The following is a 20,833-nucleotide window of genomic DNA, read 5'->3' on the forward strand; positions in this document are numbered from 1 at the left end:
GCGAACTGCCCATCCCAAGCGCATGGCGCCCAGCTTTCAAGGCGCTTGCAGATGCCATGGTTGAAGGGCGCGAACCGGAAGAGCCTCCGGTGGGCACGCAAATCGCCGAGATCGACGCTGAAACATCGAAGATCAGCCTTGCAAATATCCAGGCCTACGGCGAGCCGGTCGGACCGCTTCGCGACAGCTCATGGCAAACTTCGATCTACCGTTGGATGGGGGACCACTGGGATGTCCTGATCGATCTGACTACGCCTCAAGGCGAAGTTACGGATTTGGTCTTGCGTGCAAAGGTGCGACCAACTTCGTCGGGATTTCTGATTGAACCCGGACTGGTTTACGTCCCCTAGCGAGGGCCATCCTCACCCCACCCGCCGATAAATCTCCGTCCTGAGCTTTGCCTCTTCTACCTCGCCCGGATCATCCACATAGACTTCCCAGACCGGCATCGCCTTCTGGTAGCCCTGCTCGTCGCAATGGGCCCAGACCGCCTGGTGGCTCTGATTCATGTTGGCGTAGGGACCGATATGCGTCGTCGTCACAGCCTCGCCCGCCGGAATGACGCCCGCTTTCACGTTGCCTGACGCTTTAGCCGCATCATCAGCTGCCACAAACACGCCCGCGCGGAATCTGATCGTCGAGCCTGCCGGCATGTCTGTATAGAGCGTCATCGGCATGCTCTGCGGCGTGATCCCGGCCTGCCCGACGAAGCCGAATACTTCGCCAAAGCCAGATCCCATCGCCGCGCCAATTTCTGGCCCCATTGGCGCTTCGCGCTCGACATACAGATAATGGTGCTCCGGCAGCGTCTTCTTCTCGATGGTCATGGCGTCCTCCTCACCTTAGCGGGAGTTTTAGACCATGCCCCAAAAGGCGTCACCTCCGGTGGGAGAAGGGAGCCCGCGCTCGATCCACGCACCTATCTCCTCCCCTCTCCCTCGGGAGAGGGGCCGGGGGTGAGGGGGCGAATCTTTCCACTCGCGACAAGTTCAGCAATGATACGCGCCAAGCCGGACCAACGGACCACGTCATCGCCCCGCCAGTCGCCCCGCCAGTGACCCGCCAGCTTGCCGCCCCCACCCCGCCAATGCCGCTGCCCTGGCCGTCTTCGACGTTGCCAAATCCAGCGAAGCACGCCCTTTTTGTCGCCCTATCCTGTGGGAGGGACGTGACATATGGCAAAACGGCGCCCGAAGGCTGGTGAGGCTTTCTTCCAGTATTTCAGCCTGTTCCTGCTCGTCATCGCCCTTGTCGGTCTCGGGGCACGGGCCGCACTTGATTATACCAATGAGTCCCAACCGCCCCTGATCGTCGCGGCGCATGCCGTGCTCATGCTGGTCTGGTATGTGCTCGTGCCGTTCCAGGCGTCGCTCATCCGCGGCCGCGACATCAACCGTCACAAGCGGTTTGGTGTTCTCAGCCTCGCTGTGGCCGGGGGGCTTGTCTATACGGGCGTCTACGCCGCAGGGCGTCACTTCCTGATCCATGAAGACCCCTATGCGGTGCTCGCCAGCGCGCAGACCGTCTTCTCCTACGCGATCCTGTACCTGCTCGGCTTTATCGGACGGCGCCTGCCGAGCGCGCATAAGCGCTTCATGATCTATGCGAGCATTTCCATCCTGCCCCCGGCCCTGATCGGCCTGTTTGCGGCTTTCGGCCTGCCTGCCCTCTTCATCCTGCCGCTCTGGCTTGTCCTGATGCTGGTTCCCATTGGCTATGACTGGCACAAGCACAAGACCGTCTACGCCTCGACCTCGATCAGCGCGGCCTTCGTCATCGTCGGCATGCTTGTGGCGCTGGCGGTTGGCCTGCATCCAGCCTGGGCGACCTATCTCGAGGGCGTGAGAGCCTAGCCGGTTTCGGCTGTTCCGCGGCCCTTCCAGACCCACGCGACCGCGCAGAGCGCCGTCAGCAAGGCTGTCATGACAATCGCCAGAACGGCGTTGCCGCTCCAGCCGAAGGCATCGTAGACTGCCGTGCCTGCAGAAGATGATATTCCGCCCCCGATAAACATCATCACAATATACACCGTCATCAGGCGGGTGCGGATTTTCGGGTCGAGCTTCAGGAATGTCATGCGGTTGGTGATGTCGACCGCCGGTCCCACCAATGTCATCAGCATGATCGGAATGATGAGCAGCCAGACATTATAGCCCATCGGCCAGAGCAGGCAGACTCCGGCGAAATTGATCGACGCAAAGATCAGGCGCGCCCTGTAGGGCCCGATATTGTCGGCGACCTTGCCCAGCCAGGGGGTCGTGAAGAGGTTCAGGATGGAGAAGGCGGCGAGATAACCCACAATGTCGACGCCATAGCCCATCTCCGGCAGGTGAAGGCCAATGCCCATCCAGACAGCCAGGAACACGCCGAAGCCCAGCCCCTGGATCGCTCCCGAAATGAGGATTTCAGGGTTCTGGCGGATCAGGCCGAACATGGAGAAGAGCAGGCGGAAATAGCTCTGCTTCGGCTCGGTGTCAGACCCGGCCTCGCGTTCGTCCATGATCAGGGGCAGCAGGATGGACACGATCAGCATGAAGGTCGCCGCAACATAGTAGACGGTGCGCCAGCCCAGGGTTTCGGCGATGATGCCGGCCCCTGCCCGCGACACGAGGATGCCGCCGATCACCCCTGTCGTCAGCATGGCCGTCACCGCTCCAAGGCGTGCCGGATCAACGCGCTTCGACGCATAGGTCGGCAAGAGGTATGGCGCGATCGTGAAGAAACCGAGGATGGTCGAGGCCAGCGTGAAAAGCGTGAAGTCGGTCGCAAACGCCATGCCCGTGATCGACAGGAACTGTCCGGCCACGGTGAACGTCACCAGCTTGCGGTTGGAAATCCTGTCTCCGAGCGGGAGGAGCAGGAAGACGCCCAAAGCGAGCGCAATCTGGTTAGCGCCCGGCACAATGCCGATGAGCCCCTGATCGACCTCAAAGCTGTGCGCCACTTCCGAAATGATCGGATGAATGTAGTAGGCGTTCGCCGTGACCACGCCGCAGGCCAGGGTGAGCAGCAGGACTTCCGTTCCCGAAAGGCGCCTTTTCGAGGAAGAGTTTGGCGGCGCTATGCTATCCACGACGTTTGCCCCCGGCTTCTCAGTGCAGGCTCCTCACATAAATTGCTTCACGCATGAAGCAATGTTGTCTTTGCGCGAGGGTCTGTTGCGGCGCATACCAGCGGAGCGGGCGTCGACCTGAAATCAGCCTGTGATCGGCCCATAACCGGCCTGCGAAAACCCCACCTTCAGGACCGGTTTATCCAGAGGATTATTCGAGCAGCTGCACCATCGCGTAGCGGTTCATGGCCTGCTCGTCGATGCCGAAACCGGGGTCTTTCAGCGGGCGGTGCTTGCCGTAATTCTGATAGGCTTCGAAGGCTTCCTTCGGCACACCCTGCGCCACCAGCAGCGCTTCGACCGACCGCGCGCGCTCACGGCAGATACTCGCCTTCATTTCGTCGCCGGAGCAGCCTGAAACGACCCGCAACCTGCCCTTCTCGGCATGTCCAGACGCCGTGAAATCTGCAAACAATTCAATGTTTTCAGTGGCCTCTTGAGAGACTTCAGCGCTCTCGAAACCAAAGAAGACAAACAGGGCATCATCAAGCCGCGCATATTCCGGTGCGTCCTCAATGGTCCGCGTCATGAAGGCTGCCTTGGCAGCGGTCTGCATCACATCCTTGCGCCACGGCGCAACCATGTCGCCGATCAGCGTGTCCACGCCCAGCACCGCCTTTATCTGGCCTTCTGTCAGCGGCGCTGCCGCGTCCTCCTCCTCGTTGCCCAGCGGCGCAATCAGGTCGCCGTCACTGTTGTAACCACGGCCCACATCATTGTCTGAAGGCGGGTCCGACAGGCCCGGCGCCTCCAGCAACCCGCCCTGCGGCCGGTCACTGAGGGCCTCAAGTTCCGTGGGCTCTGGCGCTTCAAGCTGGCGTAGTCTCGTTTCCACCAGCGCCCGACTTTTCGTGTCGGGGAAAGCTGCCAGAAAACTCTTTAGCACACCCGGGCTCTCCGACGTCAGCGACGCCATCAACGCAGCCGCCTCAGCCTTCTCATCATCGTCCACCTCGCAGCCTGCAAAGCAGTAATCTTCCGTGCCGCGCAAGCCACTTTCGATCCAGGGCTGCTGGCGATAGCCCGTGCGCTGCTCGACCCGCGTCGCGACACGCCGGAACAGGGTCTCCGCCGACACGCCGGGCTGGGCGATGAGTTCTGACAGGGCCAGGGTAAATTCGCTGTTTCCTCCCACACCATCTTCTGCCACGGCGCCGGGGGCGGTCGAATAAGCGATCAATGTTCCCCGCACGCGCCCGGTTGGTGCGAGCCCGCCTGCCGTGGTGCGAACTGCAGCTGGTAACGGGTTATTGCGGCAGGCATCGAGCACAATGAAGTTGGCCGCATTGCCGGCATTTTCCAGATAGCGGAACAACAGTTCCAGACGCGGCGCGTTCGCCCAGATGTCGGCTTCATTATAGGCAACCAGATCCGTCGGGATGAGATAGTTGAGACCCTCCGACTGAACGCCGTGCCCCGCAAAGAAGAAGAAGCCTGTGGCATCCGGACCTGCCTCTTTCAGCGCAGCACCGAACGCGGCGAAGGCGTCCTCCATCTCGTCTTCATCGGCGTTGAAGACCGTCATTACCTCATAGTCGAGGCCTTCCAGAGCGGCCTTCATGAGACGCGCATCTCGTACGGGATTTTCGAGCGCCCAGCCTGGCGTCTCGTACTGGGAATTTCCGATCACCAGCGCAATACGCGGTTCTGCCAGCGCTGGAATGGAAATCATCGCAGCAAATGTCGCAGCAAGTAAGGTCCGCATAAAAATCTCCCACCCGATGCCAGCCAGCATCGAATGGGAGGATAGGACAGCCTTTCAGGGACGGGCAAGTCACTTGCCCGCCCTGCAATGCCTAGGTCAGTTTCGGCTCTGCGAGGCTTCCCGCTGCAGGCTTGGATGGCTTGCCCTTGCCGAGCCGGAAGGCCGCAGGCCGGGTATAGAGAACATTGAGTGGTGTACCCTTGATGACCCAATGGAAGACCAGAGGTGCGGCCACCGCAATGATCAGGACCATGAGGCTTGCCGTGCCGATATCAGGAATGATGCCCGTTGCGGCAAAGCCCTTTTGCGCAGCCTTCATGGGGATAAAGAAGGTGAGATAGATCACGATGGAATGCTTGCCGGCATAGCGGATCACGCCGCCGACATCGAAGCGGGCCATCAGCGCTGCAACGGCAACAATCGCAAACGCGCCGGCAAAACCCAGCACCAGGCTAATGCCCGGCAGTTCGCTATAGCCGGTGCTGACAACCACACCGTTCCAGACTGCCCAGGCCAACAGTGCGGCAATGGCAGCTTCGAAATGTTTGGCCACTTCCCCAGCGAACTTGAAGACGAGTGGCGCGAAAGCGTAGCCCGCGAAGAAATAGACATACCAGTTCGCAAACCGGTTCGTGACCGACCAGCCCGTCTCGATGCCACCGGTGTAGAAGGCTGTGTGCAACAGGACAGCGCCGAAGAAGACGGCAAGCACAGGCACCTGACGCAACAGGCGCGTTACAACGTAGAAGACGAGAAGCTGGTGGATGAACCACAGGCTGCTGGCTGGAAAGATCAGCTGCTTGAGAAAAATCATGCCGACCGCAGCAGGGTCACTCAGGAGGAGATCTGCTTCAAAGGCGATTGTCTGCAAGCCGAGCCAGAGCAGGTAGAAATACGCAAAGTGAATGACCTTCCGGTCAATGTAGTCCCGGATTGGGCCATTAATGGACCGTGAGAGGAACAGGCCTGCGATCAGGAAGAAGTCGGGCATACGGAATGGCTTGGCGAAGGCGACCACGTCATGCATCCACCCGGTGCCATGTACCATTTCGCCATAATTAAGCGTGGAATGCATCATCACGACCAGAATGATGCAGATGCCCTTGCCGTAATCGACCCAGTTTACGCGATTGTCGGTCATTTACCCGTCCTCAAAACTAACCTGACAGGCGAAATGCAAATTTCGTGCACAATTGTCGGGGGGTGCTGATTAATAATTGTGGCAATCTGGAACACTGAATGCCTTCAAATCGTCTTTGTCCCCGCCAAGCTCTGCCACACCTGTAGGCTTCACTAATCCTTGACCGGGGGTTCCGGCATGGAGAAAAGCATGGTTCAAGACTCGACGTACTGGCAACCTGGCTCGGCCGGGTTGGGTTTGAAGGAGAAGACTATGGCGACGATCGCCCTGGTGGATGACGACGAAAACATCGTGGCATCGCTGAAGATGTTTTTCGAAGCCGAAGGCTACACCGTCAAAACCTATCATGACGGTCTTGCCGCGCTGTCAGGCCTGACAGAGACACCGCCCGATCTCGCCATCCTCGATGTGAAGATGCCGAAGATGGATGGCATGGAGCTGCTGCGCCGCCTGCGCCAGACATCCGAACTGCCCGTCATCTTCCTCACCTCCAAGGATGAAGAGATTGACGAGGTCATCGGGTTCAACATTGGCGCCGACGACTTTGTCCGCAAGCCCTGCTCCAACCGTCTTCTGTCTGAACGGGTAAAAGCCGTCCTGCGCCGCTCGCGCGCTGGCGAACCCGGCAACGAGGAAGGTGACCAGAAGCCCATCGTTCGCGGACGCCTCACGCTCGACCCGAACCGTCATGCCTGTTCCTGGGACGGCGATCCGGTTCGCCTGACCGTGACGGAATTCCTGATCCTGCAGTCGCTGGCACAGCGTCCGGGCTATGTGAAGTCCCGCGACCAGCTGATGGACGCGGCCTATGACGATCAGATCTATGTCGACGATCGCACCATCGACAGCCACATCAAACGCCTTCGCAAGAAGTTCCGCGAAGTCGACGATGAGTTCGACGCGATCGAGACGCTTTACGGTGTCGGATACCGCTACAACGAGAGCTGAGCGCGCCTGAGACCGTGCGTCTAGCCCGTCTTGAGCTGGATCTGCCCGAGATAATCACGCTTGCCGAGCGGCACGCCCTTCATGCGAAGAATGTCGTAGGCCGTCGTCGCGTGGAAATACAGGTTCGGCTTCGAGAATGAAAACAGGAAACCTTCCGCCGTGAACGGCATGGCCTGTTCACGAAAGCGGAAGATGACGTCCTTGCCGCCGAGCGCGTTTACGTCGTCAGGTGAAAGAGCCTTCAGTCGCTCATCAGTCTCCGCAAGCGCAGCCTGATACCCCGCATAGTCGTGCGTTTTCAGCCCCGAAGCTGCGTTGAACTCGCCTGCCCTGACCCCGTCGATTGCACCGATTGAATGATGAATGACAGAATCCAGCTGAAAGGTCAGTGGCAGCATGGTTTCGTGGATGCAGTCAGACAGGAGCGCATCAGCACTCTTGCCTTCCGCTTCACAATGCTTCGCCCCCTTGGCCAGCACGCCCTGCACGCTGCCCACAATCTGGCGCATTGGCGGGATAACTGCATCGTAGAGTGAAATCGTCATTGGCTGCTTTCCTTCTGTATAGGTCCCGCAAGCTGTACTGTCGGCTCATTACAGAAACAAGCAAATGCGATGAGGGGTTTGCTCTGCGGCTCGCGCGCCTTATGCCGGGGGAGACATTCAAATGGAGACTTCCAAATGGCAGACGCTGAAAATACAATTCTCATGGAAACCACCCAGGGCCCGGTGAAGATCGAGCTGCGCCCGGATCTTGCGCCAAAGCATGTCGACCGCATCAAGGAGCTGGCACGCGAGGGATTTTATGACGGGATTGTGTTTCACCGCGTCATCGACGGCTTCATGGCGCAGGCTGGCTGCCCGAATGGCACGGGCACGGGCGGCTCCGACAAGCCGGACCTGCCGCAGGAATTCAACAATGAGCCACACGTTCGCGGCACCTGCTCAATGGCACGGACGAATAATCCCAATTCGGCCAACTCCCAGTTCTTCATCTGCTTCGACGATGCGAGCTTCCTGAACCGCCAGTATACAGTGTGGGGCAAGGTCGTGGATGGAATGGAGAATATCGATCAGCTGAAGCGCGGCGAGCCGGTCCGTAATCCGGACTCGATCGTCTCCATGAAGGTTGCTGCCGACGCCTGATCCAGGCCGGACCGGAACAGACGGGCTGAACAAGCATGGCAAAGCGGGGTGAGGACAAGAAGGGGGCAAGGGAGCGCGGCAAGCAGCTCTTCGGCTCGCGCATTGCTCGCCTCATCTTTGCCTCCAACCTCGCTGGTCTCGCCATTCTCATCATCGGCGCCATGGTGCTGAACGAGATGCGGGCAAGCTTCGTTGTCGCGAAGAAACAGGACCTGATCGGACAGGCACAGGTCTTCTCCAACCTGCTGGCCGAAGGCGCGACCTTTGGCCAGCCGCAGCCTGTCATGGATGAGGAACTGGCCCGGGCGACACTGGCCGACCTGTCTCTCCCGGTCTCTGTCCGCGGCAAGGTGTATGGACCTGATGTCGACCTGATCGGGGACAGCTACTTCCTGTCTGACCGGGTCATCGTCTCTGCCCTGCCCCCGATCCAGGAGCCAAGCCAGCTCTCGCGCTGGGGCCGCTCGCTGTCAGAATGGGCGGTATCAACCTTTGGAGCCCTCGTCCCCAATCGCGGCGGGGATGCCGTCCGGACCCAGACCTTCGAGGAAGAGTTCGCCGTCGCGCTCGATGGCGGTGAAGCGGCGAGCCAGCGCTTCAATGATCGTGGACAGCGCATCATCTCCGTCTCGGTGCCGGTGCAGCACGTCTCAGCTGTCGTTGGCGTTCTGACGCTGGAATCCAATGACATCGACGACATCATACGCGCCGAACGGGCGGCGCTCATCCCCTTCATCGGCGTGGCGGTCCTCGTCGCGCTCATTACCTCGGCCCTGTTGACGTTAGGCATTGCGCGCCCGCTGCGCCGGCTGTCCAGGGCTGCCGATGACGTGCGGTCCGGCTCGACCCAGCAGCTGGACCTGCCCAACATTACCCGGCGAAGAGACGAGATTGGCGCGCTCGCCACCTCCATGGAGGCGATGACCGAAGCGCTGTTCGAACGCATCACCTCAAACGAACGCTTCGCCGCCGACGTCGCGCACGAACTGAAGAACCCGCTGACATCCATCCGCTCCGCTGTGGAAACGGCCGAACGCGTGAAGGACAATCCTGAAGCGATGCAGAAGCTGCACAAGGTGATCGCGCAGGATGTCGGAAGGCTTGACCGCCTGATCACCGACATCTCAAACGCATCGCGCCTGGAAGCAGAGATCACGCGTGTGCCGACCGAAGCGCTGAACATTTCGCGCTTCGTGTCTGACATCGTCTCGACCTATGAACATATCGGGCTGGACGAGGATATGCCGTCGGTCGTCTTCGAAGATCAGACCATGGGCGCGGGGCTGCGTGTTCGCGGCCGCGAAGGGCCGCTCGGTCAGGTCATCCGCAACCTCATCGACAATGCGATCTCGTTCTCACCAAAGCACGGGACGGTCTCGGTGCGTATTGAACAGGGACGGCTCGGACCGCAGACCACGGCCCGCGTCATTGTCGAGGATGACGGCCCCGGCATTCCCGAAGACAGGCTGGAGAAGATTTTCGACCGGTTCTACACCGACCGTCCAAAGGGATCCGCATTCGGCAAGAATTCAGGACTCGGCCTCTCCATCGTCCGCCAGATCGTCACGACCCATATGGGTAATGTCACGGCCGAGAACCGGAACCAGGGCGGAGCCAGGTTCACCGTGGAGCTTCCCGCAACGTAAACGGACAGCCATTTTAATCTTGACGTGCCGCCCATGTCTGTCAGCATCCTGACATTAGGGGTTGTACGGTAGAGAAGAGATGATCGGCATTGTGGTCGTCAGTCACGGCAAACTGGCACGGGAGCTCGTCCGGGCGACCGAGCATGTCGTTGGCGAGCAGGACTATTTCCGGTCGATCTCGATTGAAGCGGAAGACGACATTGACGCCCGGCGCGAGCAGATCCGCGAAACAGTCGCCGCCTGCAATACTGGCAAGGGCGTTCTCATCGCCACGGACATGTTCGGCGGCACGCCGTCCAATCTGGCCATTTCGGTCATGCCGGACGCGAAGATCGAAGTCATCGCCGGGGTGAACCTGCCCATGCTGATCAAGCTGATCGAGGTGCGCGACCAGGTGAAGCTGGACGAAGCGGCAAGAGTGGGGCGGGATGCGGGGCAGAAATATATCCGCATCGCATCGGAAGTGATGGGTCAGACAGCTTGATGGAACATACGACCAGCGTCGAAAAGCGGGTCCGCATCGTGAACCGAAAGGGGTTGCATGCGCGTGCATCGGCCAAGCTCGCCCGGCTTGCCGCCACCTTGCCGGCCGAGGTCTTCCTGCTTCGAAATGGCGATGTCGCCAATGCGATCTCGATCATGGACCTTCTGATGCTGGCCGCCCACCAGGGTAGCGAAGTCGATATCAAGGCCCATGGCAAGGATGCCGAAGCCGCCGTCGATGCTGTCGCCGCGCTGATTGCCGACGGCTTTGGCGAGAATGACGAGGACGACTGAGCGCCTAGAGCACCAGCGGTGCGACCCAGTAGCCAATCGCTGAAATCACCACGATCCCGATCAGGTTGACGCGAATACCGCTCTTCATCATGCGGGCAACACTGACCTCGCCCGTCGCATAGATGATGGCATTCGGCGCTGTCGCGACGGGCAACATGAAGGCACAGGAGGCGGCCACGGCAGCCGGCGCGAGCAGGCTCTCCGGTGCAGCGCCCACAGCCAGGGCAAGCGCGCCGAGAATTGGCGCAAGCGTGGTCATGGTCGCGACATTGGAGGTGAGCTCGGTCAGGAAGATGACCAGCGTCACGACGGCCACGATGAAGACCAGCGGCGGCAGAACGGACAGTACGGTCAGCTGCGAACCGATCCATTCCGAGAGCCCGGTCCGCGTGATCGCCTTACCAAGCGCAATTCCGCCGCCAAACAGGATCAGTACACCCCAGGGAAGCTTTTCGGCCTCCTGCCAGTTGAGGAGCGCGCGCTTCTCATCTTGCCCGGCAGGAATGAGGAACATGAGGATGGCGCCGAAGATGGCGATGATCATGTCGACCTGCGCGCCGCCATAGGTGGCGATCAGGGTGAAGCCGGCGGCATCGAGCATATCGACAATGATCAGGCGAAACACCCAGAGGAAAGCGATGAGCGCGAACACGCCGGCGGCTCGGGCTTCAGGCGTGGTTATCCGGCCGAGGGCGCGCAACTGGTCGCCAATTTCCGCGCCGACAGACCGTCCGCTCCGGTCGCCCGGCAGGCCCCGTGTCACCGCCCACCAGGCTGCTGGAACCAGCAAGGCCGCAGTCGGAATGCCGAAAGCCATCCATTGCGGAAAGCCGATATTCGCGCCCGCATTGGCCTGGAGCCAGTTCATGGCGATGAGATTTGTCGGCGTGCCAATCGGTGTTCCGACCCCGCCAATCGAGGCGGCGTAGCATATGCCCAGAAGCAGGGCGATGGTGAACGGCCTGGTGTCGCCCGGAAGCGAGGCGGCGGCCGACAGGGCAATCGGCACCATCATGATCGTTGTCGCGGTGTTCGAGATCCACATGGACAGGAGCGCGGTCGCAGCCATGAAGCCGAAGATCAGCGCCCGCGGCTTGGAGCCGACGCGCGAGACGATGTTCAGCGCGATCCGCTTGTGCAAATTCCACCGCTCAATGCCCATCGCAATGATGAAGCCGCCAAGCAGCAGAACTACGATATGGTTGAAATAATCCCCGCCGACAACGGTCGGGTTGCCGGCATCAATAAGCGGCAGCGCAACCAGTGGCAGCAAGGAGGTCGCCGGGATGGGGATCGGCTCGGTCATCCACCAGATCGCCATCCAGACCAGCACGCAGAGCGTGTACCAGGCTGGATAGTTGAGTTGCCCCTCCTGCCCGGCCAGGGCCAGACTGTCTGGAGGGCCAAGCAATACGAGGCTCAGCGCCAGCAATGGCCCAAGCACGAGCCCCACGGTCTTTACTGTAAACAAGCTGTTTCCCATCCCGCCCGCTATGGGCCAGTCCAGCGCCCGTCCGTCAAGGAAAATTCCAGAGGAGTCAACCTCGACGCTTCTTGAGGGAGAGGGAAAGCATTTTCACAGGTCATCTGCTGTGTCGCCCGCCAATCGTGCGACCCTCATCCTGAGCTTGCCGAAGGACGCTCTCCATGCCCGCCGGATGCCAATATCAGGCAGGCCGAAGCATCCGCATACGAGCGGTCATGAAGATGTGCTGAGGATACGCGCGCCCTAGCCCGGCGCGGGCATGAGCACGCGGCGGGCGAAGAAGTCGGCGTCGCGTATCTTTCCGGCGAGCTCCGGGTCGTCCGGGCGGCGGGTTATGCCGGGCGGGCGGCCAAGGCAGAAGGGCGTGTAGCGACCCGTCCGCGCCGAAAAGCGCTTCAGCCAGACGGCCATGCGGCGGGCATGATGCGCGGGGCGACGCAGGATGTCCTCGAGGACACTGAGGCGGCGGGTGGCGCAGGCCGGGTCTGCTTCAGCGTTCGGATCGGCGGGCGCCGGCAGGCGTGGCGGCGCTGGCGCAATGGGCTCAACGGGATATCGCGGAAAAGACGGGAGCGCCTCGAAAAGGGAGAGCGCGGGGTTGCGCGCAGTGTCGCGGCGACCGGGCTGAGGCGGCTTGCTTGATGCTGCACGCTGAGGCGAAGGGGGGTCAGGGGCAACCTCCTGCGCGCGCAGCACGAGCAGACGGCGGGTAAACCCTTCCGCGAGGCGCAGCAGATGATTGGCGCGATGCTTCATGCCGCGTGTGAAACAGGTCGACTGCACCAGCCGCCGGACAAGAGCGACCAGCATGGCCAGCACGCTCCAGTTCTTCTCAAGACAGGCAGAGGCATGAAGATCGAGCATGTCAGGGAGTGTATGGGCGGGTTGAGGGGGTGGGGATATTTTTTGTTGCTCCCCACCCCGACCCTCCCTCCTTCGACAGGCTCAGGATAAACGAGGAGGGGGAAGTCGGTGCGCCAAGATGATAGCGTTTCGCTTGACGGCCTAATGGTTCGACTTCGCTCACCATGTCGGCCTTTGAGAAGTCAGAAATAGCCCGACATGGTGAGCGTCCTTCGACAGGCTCAGGATGAGGGTCGAACCACGAAGGCGATCATCGCTTCTCGCGCAGCAGAGCGTACACCAGCCCCCGGTGGCCCCTTATCTCTCCAGCACGAGATCGTCGCGGTGGATGACGGCGGGGCGGCCGCGATAGCCGAGCCGTGTTTCCAGCGCTTCGCTGCGCAGGCCGGCAATCTTCAGGATGTCGGCCGCGTCATAGGCGGTCACACCCTTGGCGACAGTGTCTCCGTTCGGGCCGCGCACAGCGACGGCAGCGCCTTTTTCGAACCTGCCATCGACGCCGGTAATGCCGACAGCGAGCAGGCTGGAGCCACCCTTGAGCGCCTTCACTGCGCCCTGATCGACGAGCACGGCGCCTTCCGGGGTGAGGTGGCCCTGCAGCCAGGTCTGCCGGGCGGTTGCTGGCGAAACGGGCGGGACAATCCATGTCGCGCGCTCGCCAGACTGCAGCGCACTCAGGGGCGAGGGCCGGTCACCAAGCGTGATGGCCGTCGCACAGCCTGCGCCATAGGCGATCCGCGCCGCTGCAAGCTTGGTGGCCATGCCGCCAGAACCGACACCGGAGGCTTCATTGGCGGTGCCGGCCATGGCGTCGTGCTGGTCCGTCAGCTCTGTGAGGTGCGGGATATGCGTCGCGGCCGGGTCGCGGCGCGGGTCCGCCGTGTAGAGCCCGTCAATGTCAGACAGGAGGACGAGCACGTCAGCGCTCAGCATCTGGGCGACGCGGGCGGCGAGGCGGTCATTGTCGCCATAGCGGATTTCTTCAGTCGCGACCGTGTCATTCTCGTTGATGACGGGCACCGCGCCAGCGGCCAGCAGCGTATCGAGCGTGGCGCGGGCATTCAGCCAACGGCGCCGGCGTTCGGTGTCTTCCAGCGTGAGGAGCGCCTGCGCGACTCGGATACCGTGCGGCTGGAACGCATCGCCAATCGCGGCGATCAGCCGGGGCTGTCCAAAAGCTGCCGCCGCCTGCTTTTCTTCCAGCTTTTTCGGTTTGCCGATGCCGAGCGCCGAACGACCAAGGGCAACGGCGCCGGACGAGACCAGAACGACCTCCTTGCCCGCCTGTTTCAGGCCTGCAATGTCCTTCGCGAGACCGGCCAGCCATTCGCGGCGCGGCTCTCCCTGGGACGCGATAAGCGATGATCCGGTCTTGATGACAATCCGGTTCGCCTTGGCGAGAATGTCCCGCATCAGGGTTGCCAGCCTTCATCTTCGGCAGCGTCATCCTCTTCCATCGCGTCGAGATGGCCGAGTTCCCTCGCGATCAGACCGAGCGCCTTGCGCACGCCAGTGCCGGCAACGGACGAAATTCTCAGCGGCTCCTGTCCGCAGGCGGCTTTCAACTCTTTCGCCTGCTCGTCAATCAGTTCTTCTGTCAGCGCATCGATCTTTGTGAGGGCGACAATTTCCGGCTTGGTCGCCATGCCGGCATCATAGTCCTCAAGCTCCTTGCGGATGGTGCGCCAGGCATCACCGATGTTGTCCTGCGTACAGTCGACGAGATGCAAGAGGACACGGCAGCGCTCGACATGGCCGAGGAAGCGGTGGCCAAGACCAGCCCCTTCCGCCGCGCCCTCGATGAGGCCGGGAATATCGGCCAGCACAAAGCGCGTGCCGGGACCAAGGTCGACCACGCCGAGACCAGGATGCAGCGTGGTGAACGGATAGTCCGCAACCTTTGGCTTGGCCGCCGTTGCCGCGCGCATGAAGGTCGACTTGCCGGCATTGGGCAGGCCCAGCAGGCCGGCATCCGCGATCAGCTTGAGACGCAGCCAGATCGTCCGCTCCTCGCCCTCCTCGCCGGGATTGGCGCGGCGCGGCGCGCGGTTCGTCGCTGTCTTGAAGTGGAGGTTTCCCCAGCCGCCATTGCCGCCGCGCGCCAGCATCACGCGCTGGCCGACTTCGGTGAGGTCGGCGATCATGGTTTCCTGGTCTTCCTCGAAAATCTGGGTGCCGACCGGCAGTTTGATGACCTTGTCCTCGCCGCCCCTGCCATGGCGCTGCTTGCCCATGCCGTGGCCGCCGCGCTCGGCCTTGTGATGCTGCTGGTAGCGATAATCGATCAGCGTGTTGAGGCCTTCCACGGCCTCGGCCCAGACATGGCCGCCGCGTCCGCCATCGCCGCCATCCGGCCCGCCGAATTCGACATAGGCTTCACGCCGGAAGGATGAGCTTCCGCGTCCGCCGTCGCCGGCCTTGATGTAGATCTTGCACTGGTCGAGGAACTTCATGTTCCGGGTCTCTTATAGTGGGACGCCGCGCCAAGGGCGATCTCGGCGGGGGCGTTCATAACATAACGATCGGCCGTGACTTCGCAATCGCGCGCACGGACGTAATGGGTGGCCTTTCCAACCGGTTCAAACCCAAGCTTCTGCAGCACGCGGCCCGATGCAGGATTGTCCTCGATATGGCCGGAAATGAACCGGGAGCAGCCCTTTTCCCGGCGCGCCCAGTCCAGAACGCTGCGCGCTGCTTCTGTGACATAGCCCTTGCCCCAATGGCGCTTGCCGAGCCAGTAGCCCATTTCCCAGACATCCTGCGTGACATGGGTGATGCCACACGATCCGATGATCTCTTCGCCCGCGCGCAGGCGAATGATGAAGGGAAATTCGGTTCCTGCCGCCCATTGTGTTGCGCTCAGCGCCAGCCATTCTTCCGCATCTTTTCGCGTATACGGCCAGGGCGCACGTCCGAGGTTCCAGGGCACGTCCCTGTCCTGCATCAGCTGCGTGATTCTGGCGGCATCGCCCGCCGCAGGAGGGCGCAGGACCAGCCGTTCGCTGATTATCTCTGCCATCGCTTTATCCCCGGATTGCGGCCAATAAAAAAGGAGGCCAGCGCGGGCCTCCTCATTCATTTGATCGGCAGGAGGCCCTGATGCGGCCCCCGCTGTGTCAGCGGCCGCTATTCTGCTGCGTCTGCCATCGGGACAACCGACACATACTGGCGGTCGCCGGTCGTGCGCTTGAATTCGACACGGCCTTCTTCGAGTGCGAACAGCGTGTGATCCTTGCCCATGCCGACACCCTTGCCCGGATAGGTCCTGGTGCCGCGCTGACGGATGATGATGTTGCCAGGCACAACGTGCTGGCCACCAAACTTCTTCACGCCGAGATATTTCGGGTTCGAATCGCGTCCGTTACGTGATGAACCGCCTGATTTCTTGTGTGCCATGAGGGCGTTCCTTCAATCTTTCCTTGAAGCCTATACCAGACTTCAGGCGTCCTTTGCCAGTTTCTTGGCCTGCTTGACCCATTCGTCACGCTCGATGCGTCCGCCGAGACCGGCTTCATCATCAAGCTCAGCGGCCTGCGATTTGTTGAGGTCTGCGACCTGCCAGAAGTGGAAGATGCCTGCTGCGTTCAGCTTCTTCTCCATGGCCGGGCCAACACCGGAGATCAGTTTCAGATCATCCTTCTTGCCTTCGGCCTTGGCCAGACGGCCGCGCTCATCCGTCTTCGGCTTGGCGTCTGCCTTCGGAGCGGCTTCCTTCTTTGGAGCAGCGTCCTTCTTTGCAGCCGGTGCTGCCTCTTTCTTCGGAGCCGCTTCCTTTTTCGCAGCCGGCGCTTCCTTGGCAGGTGCAGCCTTTGCTTCGGTCTTCGGAGCGTCTTCCTTCTTCGGCGCAGCGGCTTTCTTCGCCGGAGCTTTCTTGCCGTCGGTCAGGATCGAGGTGATCGTGACCACGCTCTCAAGCTGGCGATGGCCTTTCTTGCGGCGATAGGTGTTGCGCTGACGCTTCTTCATGATCAGCTTCTTGTCGCCCTTGCGCTGGGCGGCAATCTCGCCGACGACGCTTGCACCGGACACGAGCGGTGCACCGACGGTGACCGACTTGCCGTCGCCCAGCATCAGGACATCAAAGGTGACATCTGCGCCAGTGTCAGCGCTAAGTTTCTCGACGACAATCTCATCGCCTTCGGCGACTTTATACTGTTTGCCACCAGTCTTAATGACCGCGAACATGCCTCATCCTTCCGGAAGGTGAAATTAGTTGAGTGTCCGCACGCGCACGGCGCCGGACATGAAGGCGCGGATAAACACTATCAGCTGCCGCATGTCAAACCCTGACATGCATGAAATACGGGGCTTGCGTGCATTCCCTGGCCGCGTTATCCCCCCGCCCCACGGAGAGGTGCTAGAGTGGTTGAATAGGACGGTCTCGAAAACCGTTGAGCGCGCAAGCGTTCCGAGGGTTCGAATCCCTCTCTCTCCGCCACCGAGAACGGGATTTGAGGACCAGATCTCGGATTTCCCGAAATCGCCCGCCACTGACGGGCTTTTTCATGCGCTGAAGTCTCTGCCCGCCCGATTTTCCCTACTCGTCCCGCAATTTTCGCCAGTCGTCTCTAACGGCCACTTTCGCCAGATCTCTTAGACCGGAATTGTCAGAAGAACTTCGCTTGGGCGCGGGTACCTGCCACTCCACTTTTCTGGCCATGTCCAAGTCTTCCTTCCGTTATTTCAAAACGTCGCCCGAGATCATCCGGCTTGCGGTGATGATGTATGTCCGGTTTCCGCTATCGCTTCGGAACGTCGAAGACCTTCTCCATGAACGGGCGATCGAGGCCTGCTACGAGACGGTGTGATGCTGCTGGAACCGGTTCGGACCGCTGTTTGCCGGCGAAATCAGGTAGCGCCGGTCTCAACAGCTTCACCAGGTCACGTAAGGGCGATGGCCCCTCGATGAGGTGTATGTGAAGATCAATGGCAAGCCCCATTACCTATGGCGCGCTGTCGACCACGAAGGTGAGCTACTCGAGAGCGACGTCACGAAAACCCGAGACAAATCAGCAGCCTTGCGCTTTCTCAAGAAAGCGATGAAGCGCTACGGTGCTCCGAAAACAGCCATCTGCCGCTCTGGCGACGAGAGCGGGCGATGTCACGGTTCTGGCGGGCGTCGAACCTGCAGAAATTCGCTTCAACACGCGCCCCCTTCTACAACCATTTCAATCTCGACCATCATCTGAACCGTCGTCCAATGTTCAAATCAAACCGAGACGCCGCGCTCCTCGAGTGGCGCCAGCTTCTCGCGGCCTGAGAACGTTCGCCCGCAGTTAGCAGAGACGAGTTTGTATTAGCCTGACGACACCCACCTGTGGTCCGCATGCCGGACCGGCAGTCTGGCGTGCATCATCGCGGCGAAATCGTCCGCAGCGTCTATGATGATGCGTAAATGGTCCGCCAGTTCGCTGCATCAGCGCGTCTCACCCGGTATCAGGCATGTGCGCCGTCGAAGATTCACCTGCTAGGTTCGAGTGGGAAGCCGGCTTCGCGCCAGGCGGCAATACCGCCATCCAACGCTGTCGCCCGCATAAAGCCGAGGTCGCGCAAGGTTGCCGCAGCGAGCACCGATATCTTCCCGTATTCGCAGCAGGTCACGATCCGCATCGTCGGGTCCGGCAGTTCGCTGTTTACGCGGAGTTCGAGTTGGCCCCTGGGCAGATGCAGCGCACCCTCGATATGTCCCATATCATAATCGTCCTTCTCGCGAAGATCGATCACGATGAGGTCGCGGCTATTGCCACCGAGACGGCTGCCGAGTTCGCTCATAGACAGGAACGGTACGCCGCAAGCCGCCTCCGAAAGGAGTTGCCCGACCGTCTTGCCGCCGCTCATATTGGTGCGCAGGGCTTCGGTCAGATGCGTGGGCGCGGCGAGGTTCAGGGCATGCATCATCTCTACGAAGGCGGCCCGGTCGGTCTTCTGCAAACGAGGATTCGTTCTGATCTCGTCCGCAATGGTGGAGTGACCGCGGTCCTTGTAGTCATGCGCGGGAAAGACCAGCGTCTCCCCAGGAAGCTTCAGGAGCTTGCCAAAAAGGCTGTCGAACAACTGATGCGGATCGCCGGTGGGCAGATCGGTGCGGCCGGTTCCCCCAATTAACAGCGTATCGCCGGTAAAGACGCGGTCATTCATGACGAGGCACATGGAATCGTGTGTATGCCCCGGCGTATGCATGGCGGTAAGTTTCAGTGTTCCCGCGATCAGCATTTCGCCATCATCGAGACGCACGTCTGCGAAAGGTGCCGCACTCAGCCGGTGCATCGCGACAGGCGCGCCAAATGCCTTCCTGAGCGCCAGGCTGGCGGAGAAGTGATCGGCATGAGTGTGGGTGTCCACGATATAGCGCAATGTCAGGCCGTGCTGGTTCAGCCGCCCCCGGTAGCGATCGGTGAGGCTTAATTCTGGATCGATCAGGACTGCCGCGCAGGAGGTTTCACAACCGAGGAGATAGGACCGGCAGCCTCCGGCGGCGAATGTCTCGAACAGCATGGCTATTGCGGCTGGGAGACGATGCGCAGATAGGGCTTTACCGTTTCCCACCCGTCCGGAAAGAGGCCTGCGGCTTCCTCATTAGACACGGCGGGAACGATGATCACCTTATCGCCATTCTGCCAGTTCACAGGCGTCGCGACACGGTGCTTCACAGTAAGCTGCATCGAGTCCAGAACCCGCAAGATCTCGTCGAAATTGCGCCCCGTCGTCATCGGATAGCTGAGCATCAGCTTGATGCGTTTGTCCGGTCCGATGATGAAGACTGTGCGTACTGTCGCATTGTCCATCGCGGTACGCCCTTCGGAGCTGCCATCTATCTCTTCGGGCAGCATGTTGTAGAGCTTTGCCACGGCCAGGTCGGTGTCACCAATCATCGGATAATTGAGCGGCGTGCCCTGGGTCTCGGCGATGTCCTCCGCCCATCGGGCATGATTGTCGACGGGATCGACACTGAGACCTATAATCTTCGTGTTGCGTTTGTCGAATTCCGGCTTCAGCCTGGCCATATAGCCAAGCTCGGTCGTGCAGACCGGCGTGAAATCCTTGGGGTGCGAAAACAGGATCGCCCAGCCATCGCCGATCCAGTCATGGAAATTGATGGTGCCTTCGGTCGTCTCGGCCGTGAAGTCCGGCGCCACGGAATTGATGCGAAGCGACAATGCCCCCTCCTTTTTTGTGAATTCCTGGTAGAGAAAGTATAACTCGGATTAACCATCATGGCTAGTTCGCGATCGTGAAGTATGTCCGGTTTCCGCTATCGCTTCGGAACGTCGAAGACCTTCTCCATGGACGGGCGATCAAGGCCTGCCACGAGACGGTGTGATGCTGCTGGAACCGGTTCGGACCGCTGTTTGCCGGCGAAATCAGGTAGCGCCGGTCTCAACAGCTTCACCAGGTCACGTAAGGGCGATGGCCCCTCGATGAGGTGTATGTGAAGATCAATGGCAAGCCCCATTACCTATGGCGCGCTGTCGACCACGAAGGTGAGCTACTCGAGAGCGACGTCACGAAAACCCGAGACAAATCAGCAGCCTTGCGATTTTTGAAGAAGGCAATGAAACGGTACGGCGCTCCGCGCGTGGTAGTGACGGACAGGCTTCGATCCTACGGTGCTGCGATGAAAGATATTGGAAATGTCGACCGCCAACAGGTCGGCCGTCATCTCAACAATCGAGACGAAAACAGTCACCTGCCCTTCCGGCGACGGGAGCGAGCGATGTTGCGGTTCAGGCGAACGTCGAACTTGCAGAAATTCGCTTCAACGCACGCCTCGTTTTATAACCATTCTAATCTCGACCGTCACCTCAACCCACGATCCAAATTCAAGCAAAAACGTGATGCCGCCCCTGAAGAATGGCGTCAGCTTCTTGCCACCTGAGAGTGTTTACCTGTAGTGAGCAGAGACGAGTTTGCATTTGTCTGACGACACCCGAATGACAGCAGATCCCTGCAATATGACCCTTCTCGAGTCGTGCCAGTATCTGCTTGCGTGAGCGTTGCTATTTCAAGGG

At 60.6% G+C, this 20,833-nt stretch carries 21 protein-coding genes, 1 tRNA gene and 2 pseudogenes; 10 read left to right on the top strand and 14 right to left on the bottom strand.

The genetic code is table 11. The annotated features are described in order from the left end of the window. Positions 1–56 precede the first annotated feature (56 nt). Positions 57–350, top strand: coding sequence for a DUF7668 domain-containing protein (locus tag B8746_RS15910; RefSeq protein WP_084394683.1), 294 nt, complete (start codon positions 57–59; stop codon positions 348–350). Between the two features lie 12 nt (positions 351–362). Here the strand turns inward: B8746_RS15910 and B8746_RS15915 are convergent, their stop codons facing one another. Continuing rightward, a complete protein-coding gene (locus B8746_RS15915; RefSeq protein WP_084394684.1) occupies positions 363–827 on the bottom strand; it encodes a GyrI-like domain-containing protein in 465 nt (154 codons plus the stop codon). Positions 828–1,175: 348 nt separating this feature from the next. Between B8746_RS15915 and B8746_RS15920 the strand changes: the two genes are divergently transcribed. Continuing rightward, on the top strand, positions 1,176–1,853 hold the full coding sequence (locus tag B8746_RS15920; RefSeq protein WP_084394685.1) for a hypothetical protein: 678 nt from the start codon (positions 1,176–1,178) through the stop codon (positions 1,851–1,853). Here the strand turns inward: B8746_RS15920 and B8746_RS15925 are convergent. The 3 genes from B8746_RS15925 to B8746_RS15935 form a co-directional block, all read right to left on the bottom strand. After that, complete coding sequence (locus tag B8746_RS15925; protein WP_084394686.1) at positions 1,850–3,073, bottom strand: MFS transporter; 1,224 nt, start codon at positions 3,071–3,073, stop codon at positions 1,850–1,852. The two genes, B8746_RS15920 and B8746_RS15925, sit on opposite strands and share 4 nt — an antisense overlap. Positions 3,074–3,263: 190 nt before the next feature. Further along, complete coding sequence (locus tag B8746_RS15930; protein ID WP_158084670.1) at positions 3,264–4,817, bottom strand: caspase family protein; 1,554 nt, start codon at positions 4,815–4,817, stop codon at positions 3,264–3,266. A 91-nt stretch (positions 4,818–4,908) separates the two neighbouring features. After that, positions 4,909–5,958 (bottom strand): acyltransferase family protein, encoded by a 1,050-nt coding sequence (locus B8746_RS15935; protein ID WP_084394688.1) that lies wholly within the window; start codon positions 5,956–5,958, stop codon positions 4,909–4,911. Between the two features lie 252 nt (positions 5,959–6,210). On the opposite strand from B8746_RS15935, the gene B8746_RS15940 reads away from it, so the two are divergent. After that, positions 6,211–6,906, top strand: coding sequence for a response regulator transcription factor (locus B8746_RS15940; protein ID WP_084394689.1), 696 nt, complete (start codon positions 6,211–6,213; stop codon positions 6,904–6,906). 20 nt (positions 6,907–6,926) lie between these two features. Here B8746_RS15940 and B8746_RS15945 read toward each other — a convergent pair whose 3' ends face one another. Next, positions 6,927–7,451: a DUF1993 domain-containing protein gene (locus B8746_RS15945; RefSeq protein WP_084394690.1), complete on the bottom strand. Its 525-nt coding sequence runs from the start codon at positions 7,449–7,451 to the stop codon at positions 6,927–6,929. Between the two features lie 135 nt (positions 7,452–7,586). Here B8746_RS15945 and B8746_RS15950 point away from each other — a divergent pair, with 135 nt between their 5' ends. The 4 genes from B8746_RS15950 (at position 7,587) to B8746_RS15965 (ending at position 10,474) form a co-directional block, all read left to right on the top strand. Continuing rightward, complete coding sequence (locus B8746_RS15950; RefSeq protein WP_084394691.1) at positions 7,587–8,051, top strand: peptidylprolyl isomerase; 465 nt, start codon at positions 7,587–7,589, stop codon at positions 8,049–8,051. Between the two features lie 35 nt (positions 8,052–8,086). Further along, positions 8,087–9,697, top strand: a complete 1,611-nt coding sequence (locus tag B8746_RS15955; protein ID WP_084394692.1) for a stimulus-sensing domain-containing protein — start codon at positions 8,087–8,089, stop codon at positions 9,695–9,697. A 79-nt stretch (positions 9,698–9,776) separates the two neighbouring features. Then, a complete protein-coding gene (locus B8746_RS15960) occupies positions 9,777–10,181 on the top strand; it encodes a PTS sugar transporter subunit IIA (RefSeq protein WP_084394693.1) in 405 nt (134 codons plus the stop codon). Then, positions 10,181–10,474 carry an HPr family phosphocarrier protein gene (locus B8746_RS15965; RefSeq protein WP_084394694.1) on the top strand — a complete coding sequence of 98 codons (294 nt, stop codon included), beginning with the start codon at positions 10,181–10,183 and terminating at the stop codon, positions 10,472–10,474. Before B8746_RS15960 ends, B8746_RS15965 begins: the two co-directional genes overlap by 1 nt. Before the next feature lie 4 nt (positions 10,475–10,478). On the opposite strand, the gene B8746_RS15970 is transcribed toward B8746_RS15965, so the two are convergent. From B8746_RS15970 to rplU, 7 genes are all read right to left on the bottom strand, one after another. Beyond that, a complete protein-coding gene (locus tag B8746_RS15970) occupies positions 10,479–11,945 on the bottom strand; it encodes an SLC13 family permease (protein WP_198943750.1) in 1,467 nt (488 codons plus the stop codon). A gap of 258 nt (positions 11,946–12,203) precedes the next feature. Continuing rightward, the gene (locus B8746_RS15975) at positions 12,204–12,824 is read right to left on the bottom strand and encodes a hypothetical protein (RefSeq protein WP_084394696.1); all 621 of its coding nucleotides are present in this window, start codon (positions 12,822–12,824) and stop codon (positions 12,204–12,206) included. A 297-nt stretch (positions 12,825–13,121) separates the two neighbouring features. Further along, positions 13,122–14,237: a glutamate 5-kinase gene (gene proB, locus B8746_RS15980; protein ID WP_084394697.1), complete on the bottom strand. Its 1,116-nt coding sequence runs from the start codon at positions 14,235–14,237 to the stop codon at positions 13,122–13,124. Beyond that, entirely contained in the window at positions 14,237–15,277 is a 1,041-nt protein-coding gene (gene obgE / locus B8746_RS15985; RefSeq protein ID WP_084394698.1) for a GTPase ObgE, read from the bottom strand. The genes proB and obgE overlap by 1 nt, the downstream gene beginning before the upstream one ends. Then, the gene (locus B8746_RS15990) at positions 15,274–15,843 is read right to left on the bottom strand and encodes a GNAT family N-acetyltransferase (protein WP_158084671.1); all 570 of its coding nucleotides are present in this window, start codon (positions 15,841–15,843) and stop codon (positions 15,274–15,276) included. The genes obgE and B8746_RS15990 overlap by 4 nt, the downstream gene beginning before the upstream one ends. Before the next feature lie 107 nt (positions 15,844–15,950). Next, positions 15,951–16,220 (bottom strand): 50S ribosomal protein L27, encoded by a 270-nt coding sequence (gene rpmA / locus B8746_RS15995; RefSeq protein WP_084394700.1) that lies wholly within the window; start codon positions 16,218–16,220, stop codon positions 15,951–15,953. A 42-nt stretch (positions 16,221–16,262) separates the two neighbouring features. Next, positions 16,263–17,009 (bottom strand): 50S ribosomal protein L21, encoded by a 747-nt coding sequence (gene rplU, locus B8746_RS16000; protein ID WP_084394701.1) that lies wholly within the window; start codon positions 17,007–17,009, stop codon positions 16,263–16,265. Positions 17,010–17,172: 163 nt separating this feature from the next. Here rplU and B8746_RS16005 point away from each other — a divergent pair. Further along, positions 17,173–17,262: transfer RNA gene (locus tag B8746_RS16005), tRNA-Ser, on the top strand. 220 nt (positions 17,263–17,482) lie between these two features. Then, positions 17,483–18,084: pseudogene (locus tag B8746_RS17640) on the top strand (IS6 family transposase). Positions 18,085–18,284: 200 nt separating this feature from the next. On the opposite strand, the gene B8746_RS16015 reads toward B8746_RS17640, so the two are convergent. After that, complete coding sequence (locus tag B8746_RS16015; RefSeq protein ID WP_084394702.1) at positions 18,285–19,319, bottom strand: MBL fold metallo-hydrolase; 1,035 nt, start codon at positions 19,317–19,319, stop codon at positions 18,285–18,287. Between the two features lie 2 nt (positions 19,320–19,321). After that, positions 19,322–19,981: a peroxiredoxin gene (locus B8746_RS16020; protein ID WP_084394703.1), complete on the bottom strand. Its 660-nt coding sequence runs from the start codon at positions 19,979–19,981 to the stop codon at positions 19,322–19,324. A gap of 71 nt (positions 19,982–20,052) precedes the next feature. Between B8746_RS16020 and B8746_RS16025 the strand changes: the two are divergent. Next, a pseudogene (locus B8746_RS16025) lies at positions 20,053–20,700 on the top strand (IS6 family transposase). Positions 20,701–20,833 lie beyond the last annotated feature (133 nt).

The organism is Henriciella pelagia (genome assembly GCF_002088945.1).
Taxonomy (GTDB): domain Bacteria; phylum Pseudomonadota; class Alphaproteobacteria; order Caulobacterales; family Hyphomonadaceae; genus Henriciella; species Henriciella pelagia.

Coding starts and splice junctions, on each gene's coding strand:
- B8746_RS15915 (WP_084394684.1), bottom strand. CDS start 827: ATGACCATCGAGAAGAAGACGCTGCCGGAGCACCATTATCTGTATGTC.
- B8746_RS15940 (WP_084394689.1), top strand. CDS start 6,211: ATGGCGACGATCGCCCTGGTGGATGACGACGAAAACATCGTGGCATCG.
- B8746_RS15945 (WP_084394690.1), bottom strand. CDS start 7,451: ATGACGATTTCACTCTACGATGCAGTTATCCCGCCAATGCGCCAGATT.
- proB (WP_084394697.1), bottom strand. CDS start 14,237: ATGCGGGACATTCTCGCCAAGGCGAACCGGATTGTCATCAAGACCGGA.
- rplU (WP_084394701.1), bottom strand. CDS start 17,009: ATGTTCGCGGTCATTAAGACTGGTGGCAAACAGTATAAAGTCGCCGAA.
- B8746_RS15950 (WP_084394691.1), top strand. CDS start 7,587: ATGGCAGACGCTGAAAATACAATTCTCATGGAAACCACCCAGGGCCCG.
- B8746_RS15930 (WP_158084670.1), bottom strand. CDS start 4,817: ATGCGGACCTTACTTGCTGCGACATTTGCTGCGATGATTTCCATTCCA.
- rpmA (WP_084394700.1), bottom strand. CDS start 16,220: ATGGCACACAAGAAATCAGGCGGTTCATCACGTAACGGACGCGATTCG.
- B8746_RS15960 (WP_084394693.1), top strand. CDS start 9,777: ATGATCGGCATTGTGGTCGTCAGTCACGGCAAACTGGCACGGGAGCTC.
- B8746_RS15955 (WP_084394692.1), top strand. CDS start 8,087: ATGGCAAAGCGGGGTGAGGACAAGAAGGGGGCAAGGGAGCGCGGCAAG.
- B8746_RS15920 (WP_084394685.1), top strand. CDS start 1,176: ATGGCAAAACGGCGCCCGAAGGCTGGTGAGGCTTTCTTCCAGTATTTC.
- B8746_RS16015 (WP_084394702.1), bottom strand. CDS start 19,319: ATGCTGTTCGAGACATTCGCCGCCGGAGGCTGCCGGTCCTATCTCCTC.
- B8746_RS15990 (WP_158084671.1), bottom strand. CDS start 15,843: ATGGCAGAGATAATCAGCGAACGGCTGGTCCTGCGCCCTCCTGCGGCG.
- B8746_RS15935 (WP_084394688.1), bottom strand. CDS start 5,958: ATGACCGACAATCGCGTAAACTGGGTCGATTACGGCAAGGGCATCTGC.
- obgE (WP_084394698.1), bottom strand. CDS start 15,277: ATGAAGTTCCTCGACCAGTGCAAGATCTACATCAAGGCCGGCGACGGC.
- B8746_RS15975 (WP_084394696.1), bottom strand. CDS start 12,824: ATGCTCGATCTTCATGCCTCTGCCTGTCTTGAGAAGAACTGGAGCGTG.
- B8746_RS15910 (WP_084394683.1), top strand. CDS start 57: ATGGTTGAAGGGCGCGAACCGGAAGAGCCTCCGGTGGGCACGCAAATC.
- B8746_RS15965 (WP_084394694.1), top strand. CDS start 10,181: ATGGAACATACGACCAGCGTCGAAAAGCGGGTCCGCATCGTGAACCGA.